Raw genomic sequence first — 16830 nt, 5'->3', positions numbered from 1 at the left:
ACTGGTCACACTGGCGCAGACTCAGCCAGACACGCGCCCGCAACAGCCACTACAAACAACGCGGACACACCCCGTAACTGTGATTGCAGTACTAGGCTGAGGGTCTACGTGCGAGGCGCCTGGAACGGGTGTGGCGCGGGGCTTTCCACCGGGGGAGGAGCGCAATGCGCCTGTCAAAGATCAGGATCACGAACTTCCGGAACTTCCGTGACCTCGTGATCGATCCATTCCCGACCCCGGCGGTGATCGTCGGGGAAAACGGTGTCGGCAAGAGCAACCTGCTCTACGCCCTGCGCCTGGTCCTCGACCCCGAATTGTCCAACCGGTGGCGAAGGCTCCAAGCCGACGACATCCACGACTGCGCCCCTGCCCTACACGAAGGAGTAGAGGTCAGGGTTGAGGTCGAACTCTCGGACTTCGACGACGATGAGGACGCAATCGCCACGCTCGACGGCGCCATCATCACCGAAGATGGGGAGCCCAGGGTTGCCCGGCTGACCTACCTATTTCAACCAAAGATCGCTGCTGAGGCCGTCTTCGGCGCACAGCCAGGCCAGGAACTGACCCGGGAGGACTACTCCTGGACGATCTACGGTGCCGACGACCCAGGTGTGGACATGCATCACGCCAAGGACTACGTCCCGTTGTCCGTTCTTCCGGCCCTGCGCGATGCCGAGGGCGACTTCGCCCGCGCAGACCGCAGCCCTTTGGTCCAGTTGCTCCGCGAGCGCCCTCCTTCCGCCGATATCGTCAAGTCCACCCTGGCAGCCCTGAAAGAAGCACGTAACCTGCTCTCCCAGGACCCCACCATGCAGCAAGCTGTGAGTGAGCTTGCTGCCCGGCTGTCCGCCATGACCGGCCCCCAGCTTCCACTCGCTCCTTCGCTGGATTTCGCCGGCAGGGAAGAAGACCTGCTTCGCAGCGTCCAGCTCTTCATCGATCCCCGCAGCAGCCGCGGCATCCGGTACACCTCCACGGGAACAGCGAACGTCGTCTACTTGGCGCTGCTGCTCGAACGGCTCAAGCTGCGCCGTCAGGCAAGCGACGGCGAGGACACGCTCCTGGCCGTGGAAGAGCCCGAGGCGCACCTTCATCCCAGCCTGCAACGTAAGGTCTTCGCTCACCTTCTGCACGAGCCCAACCGGCTCCTGCTCACCACACACAGCCCGCACATTGCCGCCGTCACCCCGCTGTCCAGCATTGTCCTGACCAGCATGAGCGGCGATCAAACCCTAGGCGCCGTCGTACCGCCCGGCTTGCTTACGCCTGCAGGAACAGCCGACCTCGAGCGCTACCTCAACGTCACCCGTGCAGAGATCCTCTTCGCCCGGGGCACGGTCCTGGTAGAGGGCGCAGCCGACGCCTATCTACTGCCCGCCCTGGCTGAAGCGGCGGGGTTTCCCCTGGACGACCATGGCATCGTCGTATCCAGTGTCGAAGGCACCGACTTCGCCCCCTATGCCACCCTTCTGGGGCCCCGGGCGTTGCGTCGCCCCCACTGGATTCTCACGGACGGAGATGCCACCGACGGCGAGTACCGGCACCAGAAGGAGCCGGGGCTCTGGCGGGCCCGCAACCTGGCGCGGATCGCCGGAGAAGACGATCTACACCAGGAACTCGACCGCGCTATCGATAGCGTCACCGCCCAGGACTTGCCCGGCTGTGGCTCGCGCGCCGACCGGAAACCCGTGGTAGAGGCTGCGACACGGATCGGTGTCTACGTCGGCAACCACACGCTGGAAACCGACATCGCCCCCCTGCTGCACCAGGAGATGACCACGGCGTACTCCGCCTTCAGGCAGCGGGAGAGCACCAGGGCTGCCTTCGGCACAGCCCTAACCCCGGTCAAGGACGGCACCGCAACCAACGAGGAGCGCCGTGACCTGGTCGACAAGATCGAAGACATCGGCAAGGGGCGCTACGCGCAGCGGTTGGCCGCGAACGTCGCCGCCGCCACGGACCTGCGCAGCCGTGTCCTGGCATTCCTCGAGCGCATAGAGGGGCCTATCACCCGGGACGACCTTCTGACCATCGAGGGGCCCGGGGCGGTCCTCGCCCTGCTGGACGACCTCAGTTGCACCTTCCGCGGTCTTCCCCTGTTCCCCACAGCCGACGACACCCAAGCCGCCGCCACTGGAACACCAGCCCCTTACCCAGGAAGCAACGGATGACGGCCACAGACAAGGACACCGAGCCTCCGCACGGGCCAGCCCCGGTTCCTCCCACCACGCCACGACCCGTCATGCTGCCGCCCGCCATGGCCGCTGAGCTCGGCGCGCTGCACCCCGATCAACGTCAAGCCGCCACCCACCACGGCAACCTTGCCGTGCTCGCTGGCCCCGGCGCCGGGAAAACCCGCACCCTGGTCGCCCGCGTCGGATACCTACTGGCCACCACCAGCCGCCACCGCGGCGTCGCCGCCATCACCTACACCGAAGCAGCGGCCCATGAGGCCACCGTGCGCCTTCAAAAACTCGGACTGCGCCCGGGCCGCCGCCTGTCCAGCACCACCGTCCACGCCTTCTGCCTCCACCACATCCTGCGCCCCTACGGGCGCCTGATTGGCGACCCCCTCCCCGAAGACCTCACCATCCCCGACACGTCATCCTGCAGGGACCTTTGGGACACCGCCGCCTACCGCTGCGGCCTAGACATCAACCCCCAAAACCGCACCACCCTGGAGCTCATCCGCCGCCTGATGGGCGCCGAGGAGCCCGTAGCCGACTATCCCCAGGAATACCTGCGCACCGTCCACGTCTACGAGCAGCTGCTACGGGAGAACAACGCCCTCGACTTCGAGGCCATGCCCCTCCGCGCCCTCGCCCTGCTGCGCCGCAGCCGCACCGCGCGCGAGCAACTCGTGGCCCGCTTTCCCCACCTTGTCGTCGACGAATACCAAGATCTCGGCCTGGTACTGCATGCCCTGGTTGAAGCCATGCTGGACGCAGGAGCCCACGTCACCGCCGTCGGCGACCCCGATCAGGTGATGTACGCCTACCAGGGCGCCAGCCCCCGCTACCTGCATCAGCTGAGCGCCCGCCGGGGCTTTCACACCGTCCCATTGAAGATCAATTACCGCAGCGGCAGCGCCCTCATCGCAGCCGGTCACGCGGTCCTCGGCGAAGACCGCGGCTACCGAGCCGCACCCGACCGAGACGACGTCGGCACCGTCACCATCATCCCCGCCGACGGCGACCTCGACGAGCACGCCGCCCGCACGGTGGAGGTCCTCCAAGACCGCTTGGCAGCCGGGATACCACCAGAAGACATCGCAGTCCTCTACCGCTCCCAGGGCCCCCTCCTTACTGAACTCACCACAGCGATACAGGCTGCCAGCATCCCCTTCGACAAAGAGAAGCAGCGGCGCCGCCCCAGCGGCCCACTCGCCGATCTCATCGCCGCCTGTACAGCGCGCCGACTGGCCGGACCGCTGCCGGGCCACGCCACAAGGGGTGCCACAGCCCCCCGCCGCATTGGAGCTGGCGTAGCACCGGCACGATCTCTTCGCGAACTCGCGGCAATCTGGCATCGCCAACTCCAGCTGGCCAACCTGAACGACCCGGACAACACCCGCCGTGCCTTGTCACGGCGGATGGCAGCGCTCCTGGACGCCCCCGGCCGTGAAACCTCAGCACATCCCGCGTCCGCCTTCCTTACCGCCCTATTGGGCATCTTGGGTGTCACCCAACTTGCAGACGGCAGCCCGGATCAGCGCGATCAGGAAACAGCTGAGGCGTTGGCGCACGTCGGCGACCTGACGATGGCGGAGCTCGCCGGAGGACAGATTCCGGGCCATATCGCCCTGACCACCTATCACAGCGCCAAGGGCCGCGAGTTCCGGATCGTCATCCTTCCCGGCCTCATAGAAGGCCTCCTCCCGTTCTACTACCCCAGCAGACGGCCGAGCACTGAAGCCGTGGCGGAATCGCGCAGAGCCTTCTATGTCGCCCTCACACGCGCCAGAGAAGAGGCAGTGCTCATCGAAGGCGACCGATACACCATGCCGGCGAATCAGTGGTACCCCGAACGCCTGCGGCCTTCACGGCGATCGAGATTCGTCGACGAAGTCGAGGTCAGATGCCGTGTTGGCTCCTGTGACCCTGCCTTCCACACCACGACATCTACTCCATCGAGGACCCGGCTCAGCTGATCCACGACCTCAAGAACGCCAACTGGCAGGCCCACCCTCGGTGAAGCCGGTGAACGATACGTAGCGGCAGAGTCCCCCGGGAGAGCCCGCTGGGCCAGTCCGCCCGCGGGGGAGACGTGGCGTCGGCGCTTGCCCACGATCTGGGCGATCCATTGAAGGAGGGAGACTCGGCTCCGGTGGTGGAGAGTGGATGCTGGGGCGAACGAGCGACCATGAGAGTAGTGACTGCTGCGAGTTCCGCTCGTTACCTCGTGCGACGTGGCCCCGGGGCGCGGACGGAGGGGAAGTCGTGGCTGCTGTGGTCTGCCAGGGCGTCGGCGGGCAGCCGTCGGTAGCGGTGCAGGAGTTCGGCCAGGTGGTCCGGATCAACCCGGACGGCGGTTACCAGGGCGGCCAGTAGCTGTGCGCGGGAGGTCTGTTCGCCTGCGGCGGCGGCCGCGCGCACCAGGAGGTTGAGCCGTTGGTCGACGTCCGCGGGCCAGGCGACCGAGGTGGTGCGGCGCGCCTGATGGCACAGCAATTCCACGGGTCCTCCTTGGTGACAGTCGTCGTATAACGAATATATATTGCGCGTATGGTGACGCTGCTGCAAGACCGTCAGGCGCCTGTGCGGGATGTGTCCGCTCCGGCGGTGGTGCGGGTGGCGGGTCGGACGCTGCGTCCTTCGGCGGTGTTTGACACTTACTGGCGGTTCGCCGCGGCCCGGCAGGCGGTGTACGAGGCGCGGCTCTCCGGGCGGGCACGGCCGTGGACGGATGATCCGATCCTGACCCAGCACCGGTTCACCAACTGCTTCCGGGCGGCCGACCGTGTCAGCCAGGTCCTCATCCGCGACGTCATCCATCGCGGCGACCAGCAGTGGCGCGAGGTCTTCTTCCGCACCCTGTTGTTCAAGATTTTCAACAAGAGCTCCACCTGGCGTCTGCTGAACGACGCGCTGGGGGAGGTGCGGTGGGACAACTACGACTACCAGGCCTTGGATCGGGTGCTGTCGGGGGCGTTCGCGAAGGGCGAGCGACTGTACTCGGCCGCCTACATCGTGCCGCCGCCGCAGCTGGGCGAGGATCGCAAGCACCGCAACCACCTGCGGCTGCTGGACATGATGATGACGTCCGGTGCGCCCGAGCGCGTCCTGGCGGCGCCGACGATGCGTGACGCTTACGAGGTGCTGCTCTCCTATCCGGCGATCGGCCCGTTCCTGGCCTACCAGTACCTCATCGATCTCAACTATGCGGCTCAGATGCCCTTTTCGGAGATGGACTTCGTTGTGCCCGGCCCGGGGGCTCGCGACGGGGTCCGTAAGTGCTTCGGGCGCGAGGCGGACGGGATCGAGGCTGACATCATCCGCTACATGGCCGACACGCAGGAGGAGCACTTCACCCGGCTGGGCTTGTCATTCACCGGGCTGAAGGGCCGGCCGCTGCAGCTGATCGACTGCCAGAACCTGTTCTGTGAGGTCGACAAGTACGCGCGCGTCGCGCACCCGGACATCGCCGGGATCAGCGGGCGCAGTCGGATCAAGCAGTCCTACCGTCTGGACGCTGCGCCCATGACGGCGTGGTTCCCGCCCAAGTGGGGCCTGAACGCCTGACCCGCAGGCCCGCATGCATCGCGGTCGAGCGCCCGAATCAGGCTCCGAGGTCGAACAGCGTTTCTGTGGTGGTCTGTTGCAGGGCAGCGAGTTCGGCTTTGGTGCAGCCCAGGCGGGCGCAGCCGGCCATGACGGTCAGCGAGCCGGGCGTGAGGCCGGCCTGGGCGGCGACCCAGGCATTGAGATGGCCGAGGGCGAGGTAGTTGCCGTAGGCGCGGTCGAACATGTAGTGGCTGCGGTAGTAGGCGGCCAGGTGCACTGTGTTGGTGGCGGAGTCGAGCTGGAACGAGCAGTGGCTCAGACAGGGGAAGTCGAGGGGCTGGGTGTCCCGTGCAGCGACCCGGATCACGGCCTCGGTGCCCGGCGCTTCATCGGCGGCGGCTGTGCCACTGCGCTCGCGCTCGACTGGCGGATCGGCGTCGTTGACGTGGGCGACGTCGGCTTCGTAGACAGCGTTCCACCGCGCGGACTTGCGGAGTGTGTCCAGCCTTTTGATGACCCGGGCGAGCTGGTCGACCGGGTCAGGCTTGCCATCGGCTCCGGGGTAAGCGATGAGACGACCGAAGTAGGTGCCGTGCGCGTTGCGCCGTACCTCCCGCAGCCGCGGATACAGCGTGCGGTAGCGATCGGTCAGTTCCTCGTGGGTGGTGCACCCCGCTGCGAGCTGGATGGGGAAGAGGGTGTTGACGACCGTGTCGATCGGGTAGAGCGCCGGGTTGGTGCGTGCGCCGCGCAGCCGGTCCAGTTCGGCACGCAGGCCGGGCTTCTCCCGGCGCGGGTCGGCGATCCGCACGACGGTGTGGAAGGCCTTCGCGTTCGGCAGCGGCTCCAGACGGCTGCATGCATCTAGCCACGCGGTGGAGACGTCAGGGGCGTCGACGGTGAAGGTGTGCAACGGCTCACTCCCTACGGCCGGGCGGACAGTGACGTGCAAGGTGTGCGCGGTGCTCAGACCCAGAAGTGGTCGGAGCCCCGGCGGTGCGGGGTGCGGTGCACGGTCACGGCGAACACTTCGCCGCTCGTTGCAGACGCGGTCAGCATGAGGGGCGCAGTACACTCGTCGGTCACCCACAAGGACCGGGGTACAGGGATGGTCTCGCCCAGCAAGGACAGCTGTCCCTCGGCGGCGGGCGCCGTCGTACTCACTCCCGATGGGGCGCCGTCCCAGTGGAGTGCTGGCATCTCAAGCAGGAGACAGTCGCCGGTCGCGGCGTACACCGTCCCGCGGTGCGCCGCCGGCCCCAGCAGATGGATGTGAGCGCCGCCACCGAGCGGCAGTCCTGCCGCCAACTCGGCCTTGAGTGCACCGGGGGAGTGCTTGAGCCAGAGCGCTTCGGTGGACCGGTCGATCATCTTCAGACGCACCAGGTGTCGCACGGTGGTCGCATAAGGCATGCCCAGCCAGCGGGCCATCCGATACACGTCCCAGGGGGAGGCCGGGTGGGAGATGCCGCACCGGGCCAAGGCGCCCAGCGCCGCAGACCGAGGCATGAGGAACCAGGAGGCAAACGCCTCGGCCTCCTTCTCGTGCTGCGGCCACCCCTCGCCCCACCGGCCGGAGGAATACTCTTCGTGGTCCACGCTGGTGCCGTGCCCCATGCGGTGATGCCCCAGCTCGTGCGCCAGCGTGTGCCGCATGCCGGCCTCGTCCAGGCCGCAGTTGAGCATGCAGGCGGGCCCCCCGTCGGCGGGCGCCGCATATAGGCCCAGCAGCCCGCCCATCGGCTGTCCCACCACCTCGATCCGCGCGGTCTTGAGCGCACCGAAGACATCGATGTAGCCATCACGCTTCACCTCGAGTGCCTCGTGGGCCTGGGCGACCGCGATCATCGCCGCTCCGTGCGCGTCGTTCCAGCTCACGCAGCCGGCCCCGCCCCAGCCGGCTCCTCGGGCACCGCTGACCCCTCTTCGGACTCGGCTGCCCGCCGGGCGTGCAGGTACTGGATGAACCGCTCCACTTCGATTCGGTCCCCCTCGCTCAACTGCCGTCCGGTGCGCGGCAGGCCGGCCAGCGCATGCTCCCCGGCGTCGGCCGCCTCGTCGTCATCAAGGAAGTACGACGCCGACAGGCGGTACAAGCGGGCGAGCTTCTTCAGCTCCATAGTGTCGACCTTGCGCACGCCGCGCTCGATGTCGCTGACGGCCGAGCGCACGATGCCGGTCCGCTCGGACACCTGCTGCTGCGACAGCCCCAGGTACTCGCGCGTGGCCTTCAGCCGCCTGCCCAGGCGGCCGCGCTGTTCCGCGTCCTCATCCGGTTGTGCCTTGGCGGTCATTGCTGTTTCTCCTTCGACTGCAGGGTGTCGTACACCGTCTCGGCGAATGCCCACACCGAGCGCAGTGAGCGCCCCGCCTCGGCATCGGCCGCGACAGAGACGCCGAAGTGATCCTCGACGCGGGCCAGGATCTCCATGACCAGCACCGAATCCACCGGCAGGTCCTGGCCCTTGGCAGCCAGCTCCTCGTGTACGTCCTCCATGGGCCGCTGTTGATACTCGGCCAGGAACGCGATCACGATTTCGACGATTTCTTGGACGTTCTGCGACGGCATGCCTTGGTCTTGGCTCCTCTGCGCAACTGCCGGACAGACAGCCCGACTTCACCTACTGTAGAGCCCTGTCGGAAAATCCGACAGCATTGTTGGAAGATCCTTCACGGGAGTGTGTGTGCATCTCGCCCGCTACCAGCAAGCCGCCCTCAAGACGCTCCAGCCCCCCTCGGAGGGCACCGACCCGGTCCTGGTCCCCCTCCTCGGCCTCATCGGAGAAGCCGGATCAGTGGCCACCGCCTACAAGAAACGTCTGCGCGACGGCCCGGACTCAGGACCGGCCAAGCAACAGCTCCGCGAAGAGCTCGGCGACGTCCTCTGGTACATCGCAACCCTCGCCCACCTCCTCGATCTCAACCTCGAAGACATCGCCGCCGCCAGCCTGGAAAAGACCAAAGACCGCTGGCGCGCCACCCCCCACGCCGAACGCCTGATCTTCGACGTCGACTACCCGCCCCACGAACAACTGCCCCGCCGCACCACCGTCAGCTTCACCCCCACCCCCCAGCCCGACGGCCGCACCGTCATCGTCGTCACCCGCGAGGACGGAACCCCCGCCGGCAGCCCCCTCACCAGCGCCTCCCACGTCGAAGACGACTACCGCTTCCACGACGCCTTCCACTTCGCTCACGCCGCCGTCCTCGGCTGGTCACCCGTCAGCCGCTTCCTCCTCGGCTGCAAACGCCGCAGCCGCCCCGGCACCGACGAAGCCGAAGACGGCGGCCGCGCCATCGCCATCGAAGAAGGCATCTCCGCCCTGGTCTTCTCCTACGCCAGCCGGCACAACTACTTCGAGAACCTCCGGCACGTCGACCAAGAACTGCTCACCACCATCGACCACATGACCGCCCACCTCGAGGTGAGCGTGCAGCGCGCCGCCGACTGGGAACAGGCCATCATGACCGGCTACGCCGCCTGGAGGCAGCTGCGAAAACACAACGGAGGGCACCTCCAGCTCGACCTCGATGCACAGACACTCACCTTCCTCGAGCCCTGAACCGGAACGCCGGGAGAAGACCCCTTGCCCGGCGGGGCGGCACGAGACGACAGGGCGTCGCCAGGTATCCAGCGATCGCCCCCTGCGGTGATCAACACGGATAGCCGGGAAGCGCTCGCTCCGCCAGCCCGGCGCTGGTGTGCAGACCCGCGACACCTGGGTGGAATACACCGCCCAGCCTGAGTTCCAGCACTGCTGGAACACCCGCCGGCGCCACGGCGCACCAGCTGCCCCAGCCCGCGCCAGTCAGCCCAGGCCGTCGAAGAGGCTTTCCTGCACGGCAGGAGCGCTGCGGGGACGCGGAAGTGGACGGAGCGCTGCCTCTGGTGGCGCCGGCGAACCGGCAGCACCCCCGGTCAATGCGTGCTGGCATGCCAATCGCAGTTCCGGGAGGGTGAGTCGGCATCCCAGGAGGTCGAGGAATTCCTGGACGCTCCATCCGATGAGTGCGCCTTGCCGGGACAGGTACAGCCCCACGTCGGTGATGCGGTAGGCATTGCTGTAGTCGAGCAGGAGGTAGCCGGCGAGCTGGTAGATCTCGGCACGGCTCATTCGCTCCGGTCGGATGGTGGCCTTGCAGTCGATCAGCTGCCTGTCCAGGATGAAGTCGGCGTCCGCCCCGCCGACGTCCAGGCTGCCGTCGAACACCGGGCCGCAGATCCTCGCGGTGGCGGGGAGTTGCCGCAAACGGCCGAAAGGGCCCGGTGCTGCGGCCAGTTTCATCTGGCCGCGGATGTCGTCGACTACGTAGTCGGGTACGGCAGCGGCGATGTCGTTCAGGGAGTCTCCTGGCCGGCACGCCCCGAGACTGTTTCCGCGCACCCACCCCACGCAGCGGAAGATGGCTTCGAAGCTGGAAGCGATGTGGCACAGCCGCACCAGACGTTCCTCGGCCTCGTCTGCGAGGGCCAGCGGCTGACCGTCAGCGCTTTCGTACTGGCGCAGTTCTTCCAGCAGCACCATCCCCGCCGCGTGCACCGTGTTGATGACCTCCAAGCTGGGCCATCCGTCGTCGTCGAACGCGGTTCGCACGACACCCTCCTTGATCGGCTGACCCGTGGGCGTACCCAGGCTGATGCGAAGCCGGTGATCGATGGTGTGGCCGAGCATTCGGTAGTCGGCGCGCTGGCCCGGCCCGGCATCCGGCGCCAGAGGAGGGGCGAAGCGGGCCAGGCGTCGGCGGTAGTCGGACAGCGCAGCGTCGGGGGAGGGGAGATGCTCCGCCAGGAAACGTGCGATCGCGGAAGTGGGGTCCTTGAGGCAGGAAGTGAGGCTCATAAGAGGCATCGTTGCGACTGCCTCTGACAACACATCGGGAGAGAATGCTTTCTTCTCCACTCAAGAGCATGGAACCAGCCATGCAGGCGCAACACGGCTGGGCGGTCAACGTAGCCGTATGACCTGCCGTTCCGCCTCAGCAGAACGAGAAGACGGGCCGCTCGTAGGGTGGTTATTCGTCAATAAAGCTGGGTGAAGTACTGAGCTGCATCGGCTCGGGCGTCAACGTGCCCCCCTTGCAGCTTCCGTCGAAAAGCCGGCGTGAGGCAGGTGGACCGAGCGACGGGACGCGTGTATCGCCTCTTTGGGTCGCGGAAGTGGCCAGCGGTGTATCACTTCCCGCCAAGTCCGTTACGAGGCACGAGAAGTGACTCTGCAGTAGCCACGTGAATTGTCAGCGGGGGGCACTACGGTGACGCGCCGCACTCCGGCAGGCCAGGTCCCCAACCCTGCCCTCATCGCGGCACGGTAGGCGGCTGCCGACCGATCACCGCCCCGTCCACTCTGCCGTATCGGCCTTCTTGCTGTCGCTGGAACGGCTCCCGCAAACCCGCCTCCCACCTTGCCCTTTTCTGCACGGGGCCCGGTGACATGCCGCGCTGCGCCCCCGCGCCGCACCCCCCGCCTCGAACAGCCCGCGCGTTTCCCGCCTGAACGGCTGCCCCGCGCGATGTGCCCAGGAAGGGAACACGCGGGCGCCCTGCATCGGACCCTTTCGCTAACAGCTACGCGCGTTGCGCGGTCCGGCGAAGCAGTGTCCGGATAAAAGTCTGCCGTTCGAGTGTCGGCATAGTTTCCTTCCAGTCGGTGGGGAATACGTCAGAACACCGGCCACGGCCGGCGCACCCACCTGCGCTTTCCGTGTCCCTGCCCAGGCGTTGCAGAGCGGTTACCCATCCCGCCAAATGCGCAATGCAGGGAATTGACCAGATCGAACCACGTGCAGGAGGAACCGATGGGCTTCGGGGAGTTGGGTGCCAAGGGTCTCGAGGGAGGCCGGGCCCTGGCCGCGAGCCTGGATAGGCGGACCTTCGACGATGTCGCGTGGGTGCGCAGCGACGAAGAACACCTCCAGCAGGCCGTGAAATACCTGGCCGCGAAGACAGGCGCAGCTGCCGCCCTGCAGGCCCACGACATCACCGCTGACCCTGCCGCTCTCACCGCCTGGCGCAAGGGACACCGCACCCCGAGCCCGGAAGAGAAGCAGCGTCTGATACCCGCCTTTCGGGACCTGCGTCGCCGTAACATCGCCCCCTACCTGACCCGCGTGCTGAACGCGGACAGCGGCACCCGCATCGAGATCCACCCCGTCGACCAGGAGGTCGTCGAAACCCGGCACCGGCGCTACCTGCGGGTTCGGCTGAAGAACATCTACCGCTGGAACGCGATCGGGCAGGCCTGGGCCCAGCAGGACTTCCTGCTGCTCGAGGAGTTGTGGAGAGACGTCATCAGCGACATGGATTCGGACTACCGCAAGTACGAGTACGTGAGACACATCGGCATCTGCGGCTGACCCGCCTGCCAGTCCCTGCGCAGTCACCCGTCCGCACCCCGCCAACATGATGAAGGGAGTATCCCGGTGCACCGGGCATCCACCGACACCCCGCCTGACGAACACGACTCCACACCGGAACGCAGGCGTGAGCAGAAGGCACTGCTGACCGCTGGAATCCGGTCCCTGACCGCCCTGCGCGAACGCGGTGAACTGACCAGCGCCGAGGTGAAGGCGGTCGCCCGCAGCGTCGGTGTCGACCAACGCACGGTGTGGAGGCGCCTGGCGAAAGCCCGTGCCTCCGGCGCAGCCGACCTGCCGGCACGCCCCCGGTTCACGGTCACCGACGAGGTGCGCGTCAAACTCGCCTACTACCGCGGGAACATCAAGCGCGTCCATCAGGAGATGCTCGACGAAGCCGCCGACCCCCAGCACGTGCCGAGCCTGTCCACGCTGCACCGCGCGGTGAATCTGGATCTTTCCCCGGGCGACCTGGCAGGTCTGCGGTCGGGTATCCCGGCCTCCCGCGCCCACGACCAGCACCTGCGGCGGCCTCCCACCTGCCGTAATGAGGAATGGGAGGGCGACCACAAGCAGGTCCCGGTGCTGGTCTGGGCGGATGGACGCCTGGTCAAACCCTGGGTCACTTGGTTCTGCGACTGCCACACCGGCATGATCATGGGCTGGGCCGTCACGCCGCACTACCCGCACCGCGGATCGATCCTGGCCGCCCTGCGGGCCTGCATCCTCACCGACGAGGTTCACGGCCCGGCCGGCGGACTGCCCCGGCGTATCCGCATCGACCGCGGTATGGACTTCCTGTCCCAGGCCGTCACCGAGGCCATGGGCAGCTTCGGTGTCCACGTGGAGGTCCTGCCGCCCTACACGCCCCACCTCAAAGGCAGTATCGAGAACCTCAATCGCGCGGCGACGAGCATGTTCTTCTCCACGCTGCCCCGCTACACCAAGGCGCAGAAACTCGATGCCAAACGCCGGGTGGGGGAGAAGGACCCCGCGCTGACCTTCGAGGGGTTCGTGGACCTGTTTGCGCCGTGGATCCGTACCCGCAACGCCGAACACCGCATGGCAGACCACGGCGGCGTCACGGCGCTGGACAGCTGTCGGCGTACACGTGAACGTCCCCACCCGCGTACGGATGAACGTCCCCAGTTCTTGACGTGTTGAGGGGCCGCGTTCGGCACTCTGCTGCATGTCAGTGTGGGTGGCGAAGGGTGGTCGGCGGTGGTCTTGGATCCACGTCGCTGGTTGGAACTGCGGCGTTTTCGTGGCCTGTTGGAGTCCGGGGCGATGAGCCTGTCGGAGATTTCCAGGGAGACCGGGCTGGACCGCAAGACGGTCCGCAAGTACCTCTCGGCGCCGGGTCCGGCGACTCCGCCGCGGCGGTCGACGAACGGGCGGTCGTTGGCGAGGGTGATCGACGAGTTCGCGCCGCTGATCGATTCGATGCTTCGGGCAGAGATCTTGATGAAGGCCGCGGTCATCCACGAGCGGCTGGCCAGGGAGTACGGGTTCACGGGCAACTATCAGCGGGTCAAACTCTATGTTCAGCAAGCCCGTCCGAGGGTCGCCGAGGAGCTTGGGATCACGCCGCGGGAACTGGCGGGCATGCACCGCCGGTTCGAGGTGATTCCAGGGGCCCAGGCCCAGGTTGACTGGGGTGACGAGGGGAAGATCCTCGCGCATATGGGCATCGCGAAGGTCTACTCCTTCCACATGGTCCTGTCGTACTCGCGTGATCCGTTCTGCTGTTTCACCACCAGCCAGGACCTGCAGATGTTCTTCGACTGCCACCGGCGGGCGTTCGCGCACTTCGGCGGGGCGCCGATAACAATCGTCTACGACCGCACCAAGACCGTCGTCCGCCGCCACGTCGCTCCTGGTGAGGCGGTTCCTCTGCATCCGGAGGCGGCCGGATTCGCCGGCCATTACGACTTCGACATCGACGTGCTGGCTGCCTACCGGCCCACCGGAAAAGGCCGGGTCGAACGCCAGGTTTTGATCGTCCGCGACCACGTCCTGTCCGGGCGGTCCTTCTCCTCCATAGAGGAGATGGATGCCGCGTTCACCGCGTGGGTGCCGCACCGGCGGGCTCAGATCCACAAGACGCACCGGGAGGTCATCGGCGAGCGGGCGGCCCGCGATCACGCGGCTCTGCGGCCGTTGCCGCCTACCCCTTATCTGGTGGCCGAACGGCATCTGCGGCCGGTCGGCAAGGACTGCCTGGTGGCCTTCGGCGGCAACCTCTACTCGGTGCCCGCCCGCAAGGTCCGACCCCGCCAGCTGGTCGAGATCCGTGCCACGAAGTCGCAGGTCATGCTGCATTCGACCGCCCCCGATACCAGCGGCGAGACCTTGTTGGCCATGCACCCGCGGGCGGTGGGCCGCGGAGTGCGGGTCGTCGAGGAGAAACACTGGGACGGCCTGCCCACCGGCAAGGGGCGTCGGACGACCACCGGCGACATCCCGGTCCAGCCCCGCCAAGGGCGTCCCCGCGGTGAGGAATCCGGGCCGCTGCAGGCCCTGTTGAACCGGGCCGCGGTCAGCCGGATCGAGGTCGGGCGCCGGCCGTTGTCGGTCTATGACGAGCTGACTGGCACCCGCCCCTTCACCACCCGTTCCCAGAACAAGGACACGTCTTGAGCGAGCTGACCGGCAACCGCATCCGCACCACGGCCGCCAAGCTCGGCCTGCCCCACCTGGCCGAAGCCGTCAACGAGTACACCCGGCGGGCCGACGAGGCGAAAATGGGCTATCTCGACTTCCTCGACCTGGTGCTTTCCGAGGAACTCGCCGTCCGTGACGACCGGCGCTTCCGCAGCGGCCTGAGGACCTCGAAGCTGCCGCACCACAAGACGCTGGACGAATACGACTTCTCTTTCCAGCCCGAGCTCGACCCGCGCAAGATCAAGGACCTCGCGACCCTGTCGTTCGTCGAGGCCAAAGCGAACGTGGCCCTGCTTGGGCCGCCCGGAGTCGGCAAGACACACATCGCCGTCGCGCTGGCGGTCGCGGCCTGCCGGGCCGGCTACTCGATCTACTTCACCAGCCTCGACGACATGGTCCGCAACCTCAAGACCGCTGAGGCCGCCGACAGGTTGACCAGCAAACTCGGCTCCTACCTGCGGCCGAGTGTCCTGGTGGTCGATGAAGTCGGCTACCAGCCCCTGGAACGAGCCGAGGCGAACAGAACATCGCCGACACCATCGACGCCCGCGCCATGTCCTGCATCTACGGCGACGCGGGCCTGGGCAAGACCTTCTCCGTTCTCGCCGCGCTCAAAGAAGTCGCCCCCGACCTGGTCCTGCTCCTGCAGTTCCGCTCCCGCCCACCCCGCGCGACATCCGAATGGAACTGTTCGAGGCCCTGCACCTGGAAGGCAAGCCCCCCGCGCACCCAAGCGAGTTCGACCGACTCCTCAAGCGCTCTCTCGCCCGCCGCCCCTACGTGCTGGTCTGCGACGAGGCCCAGCAGTTCAGCCGCGAGTAAACCGGCCCGCCGTGCTGTTCGTCGGCGGCGAAGAGTGCTACAAGACCCTCTACAACGAGCCCGCCCTCGCCTCACGGATCTACATCTGGCAGGAATTCACGCCGATGGAGCCCGAAGAGGTCGTCAAGAACATCCCACTGTTCCACCCCGTCTGGGCCACCGCCCCGCCCGAGCTGATCAACTTCGTCGACCTCGAAGCCGGCGGCGGCACCTTCCGTATGTGGTCCAAGATCACCCACCACGTGCTGGAAGGCATGAAGCGCCGCGGCTTGACCGACGTCGACGAGACCATCGCCCGCTGGGCCGTCCGCCGCGCCCGCCCCGCCCGGCCGGTACGCCGCGACGACGACCGGTGAACGGGACCTCCCACCGGGCCACGCGCACCACCACAGTCAGCACCGCCCACGGAACCGTCCGCCACGCCCGCCACCACCTCGACACCGGCGCACGCACCGTCCACACCAGCCAGCTCGCCGCAGCTGAGGCCGCCCTGAAGACCACCTTCGCCGACCAGGGCATGCTGTGCCTTTCCGCCCCCGCGGGAGCAGGCAAGACCTTCACCATGCACACCGTGCTCGAGCAGCACCCCGACTGGCACCCTATCCGGCTCCTGCCGCAACCCCAGGCCCGTCCCGACGACCTCCGCAGAAGCCTGCACCATGCCCTCGGCCTGCCCAGCCCTCCGCCCAAAGACCCCGGAATCGGCGGCCGTCACGATGGCCGCGCCCCGAGGATTGGCCCCCGGCGCCCAGGCGTTCTCCCAGGCAGCCAACAGCTCTGGGCCGGCTGCGGTGTCCGTGCCCGCACCAGAATCCGCTCATCTTCATCGACCATGTCCTCGATGACCAGCGGAGCCAGACCCGAAAACACCATGTCCACAAGCTCGTTGACGTCACGCATGCCGTGCCAACGACCCGCCAGCACGCTAGTCACCACCGAATGTGAGACAGATCCGTTCATTGGACAGACCCGTGTCCGGCGGCACACGTCACCCCGTCAGCCTGAACTGGCTTGTTGCCGGGGTTGGGAATAGAGGGCTGGGGGATCGAGTACGCGTACTCGGTGGGCGACGGAGAAGTGGGGGCCGGTGCGCTGGGCGCAACAGGAGCAGCCGACTCGCGGAATCCAAGTCTAATATGCCGCTTATGGATACCAATAAGACCTCAGAGTCCGCAGCCGACGAACTCACTGACATCGTCTCTTCCGGGCACGGCGAGGCCACCGACGACATACATACTGAGGACGAATCTGCTGGCGAACCGGGCAC

The 16830-nt window shown here is 67.1% G+C and carries 14 protein-coding genes and 1 pseudogene; 9 read left to right on the top strand and 6 right to left on the bottom strand.

The annotated features are described in order from the left end of the window. Positions 1-164 precede the first annotated feature (164 nt). Genes AB0D12_RS39830 through AB0D12_RS39820 form a run of 3 tightly spaced genes read left to right on the top strand, consistent with a single transcriptional unit; the run spans position 165 to position 4194 of the window. The gene (locus tag AB0D12_RS39830) at positions 165-2171 is read left to right on the top strand and encodes an AAA family ATPase (protein ID WP_362694590.1); all 2007 of its coding nucleotides are present in this window, start codon (positions 165-167) and stop codon (positions 2169-2171) included. Continuing rightward, positions 2168-4150, top strand: coding sequence for an ATP-dependent helicase (locus tag AB0D12_RS39825; protein ID WP_362694587.1), 1983 nt, complete (start codon positions 2168-2170; stop codon positions 4148-4150). The genes AB0D12_RS39830 and AB0D12_RS39825 overlap by 4 nt, the downstream gene beginning before the upstream one ends. Then, positions 4120-4194 (top strand): hypothetical protein, encoded by a 75-nt coding sequence (locus AB0D12_RS39820; protein ID WP_362694593.1) that lies wholly within the window; start codon positions 4120-4122, stop codon positions 4192-4194. Before AB0D12_RS39825 ends, AB0D12_RS39820 begins: the two co-directional genes overlap by 31 nt. Before the next feature lie 200 nt (positions 4195-4394). On the opposite strand, the gene AB0D12_RS39815 is transcribed toward AB0D12_RS39820, so the two are convergent. After that, entirely contained in the window at positions 4395-4676 is a 282-nt protein-coding gene (locus AB0D12_RS39815) for a hypothetical protein (protein ID WP_362694584.1), read from the bottom strand. Positions 4677-4724: 48 nt separating this feature from the next. Between AB0D12_RS39815 and AB0D12_RS39810 the strand changes: the two genes are divergently transcribed. Beyond that, positions 4725-5741 (top strand): nucleotide kinase domain-containing protein, encoded by a 1017-nt coding sequence (locus AB0D12_RS39810; RefSeq protein WP_362694581.1) that lies wholly within the window; start codon positions 4725-4727, stop codon positions 5739-5741. A gap of 37 nt (positions 5742-5778) precedes the next feature. Here the strand turns inward: AB0D12_RS39810 and AB0D12_RS39805 are convergent, their stop codons facing one another. The 4 genes from AB0D12_RS39805 to AB0D12_RS39790 are packed head-to-tail and all read right to left on the bottom strand — an operon-like array spanning position 5779 to position 8292. Further along, on the bottom strand, positions 5779-6636 hold the full coding sequence (locus AB0D12_RS39805; RefSeq protein ID WP_362694578.1) for a hypothetical protein: 858 nt from the start codon (positions 6634-6636) through the stop codon (positions 5779-5781). 53 nt (positions 6637-6689) lie between these two features. Continuing rightward, on the bottom strand, positions 6690-7601 hold the full coding sequence (locus AB0D12_RS39800) for an ImmA/IrrE family metallo-endopeptidase (RefSeq protein ID WP_362694575.1): 912 nt from the start codon (positions 7599-7601) through the stop codon (positions 6690-6692). Further along, positions 7598-8017, bottom strand: a complete 420-nt coding sequence (locus AB0D12_RS39795; RefSeq protein WP_362694572.1) for a helix-turn-helix transcriptional regulator — start codon at positions 8015-8017, stop codon at positions 7598-7600. The genes AB0D12_RS39800 and AB0D12_RS39795 overlap by 4 nt, the downstream gene beginning before the upstream one ends. Then, a complete protein-coding gene (locus AB0D12_RS39790) occupies positions 8014-8292 on the bottom strand; it encodes an acyl carrier protein (RefSeq protein ID WP_362694570.1) in 279 nt (92 codons plus the stop codon). Before AB0D12_RS39790 ends, AB0D12_RS39795 begins: the two co-directional genes overlap by 4 nt. Positions 8293-8407: 115 nt before the next feature. On the opposite strand from AB0D12_RS39790, the gene AB0D12_RS39785 reads away from it, so the two are divergent. After that, positions 8408-9286, top strand: coding sequence for a nucleoside triphosphate pyrophosphohydrolase family protein (locus AB0D12_RS39785; RefSeq protein ID WP_362694567.1), 879 nt, complete (start codon positions 8408-8410; stop codon positions 9284-9286). Positions 9287-9532: 246 nt separating this feature from the next. On the opposite strand, the gene AB0D12_RS39780 is transcribed toward AB0D12_RS39785, so the two are convergent. Then, complete coding sequence (locus AB0D12_RS39780; protein ID WP_362694564.1) at positions 9533-10564, bottom strand: hypothetical protein; 1032 nt, start codon at positions 10562-10564, stop codon at positions 9533-9535. Positions 10565-11504: 940 nt separating this feature from the next. Here AB0D12_RS39780 and AB0D12_RS39775 point away from each other — a divergent pair. The 4 genes and pseudogenes from AB0D12_RS39775 to AB0D12_RS39760 all read left to right on the top strand — a co-directional run. After that, positions 11505-12077: a transcriptional regulator gene (locus AB0D12_RS39775; RefSeq protein ID WP_362694561.1), complete on the top strand. Its 573-nt coding sequence runs from the start codon at positions 11505-11507 to the stop codon at positions 12075-12077. Positions 12078-12143: 66 nt separating this feature from the next. After that, positions 12144-13241, top strand: coding sequence for a transposase family protein (locus AB0D12_RS39770; protein ID WP_362694558.1), 1098 nt, complete (start codon positions 12144-12146; stop codon positions 13239-13241). Between the two features lie 57 nt (positions 13242-13298). Then, a complete protein-coding gene (istA, locus tag AB0D12_RS39765) occupies positions 13299-14717 on the top strand; it encodes an IS21 family transposase (RefSeq protein ID WP_362694555.1) in 1419 nt (472 codons plus the stop codon). Continuing rightward, a pseudogene (locus AB0D12_RS39760) lies at positions 14714-15262 on the top strand (ATP-binding protein); the annotation flags it as partial. The gene istA and the pseudogene AB0D12_RS39760, both read left to right, overlap by 4 nt. Between the last annotated feature and the right edge of the window lie 1568 nt (positions 15263-16830).

It is taken from the genome of Streptomyces sp. NPDC048479, from assembly GCF_040651435.1.
Lineage (GTDB): Bacteria > Actinomycetota > Actinomycetes > Streptomycetales > Streptomycetaceae > Streptomyces.
This window is presented reverse-complemented; position numbering and strand designations above follow the sequence as displayed.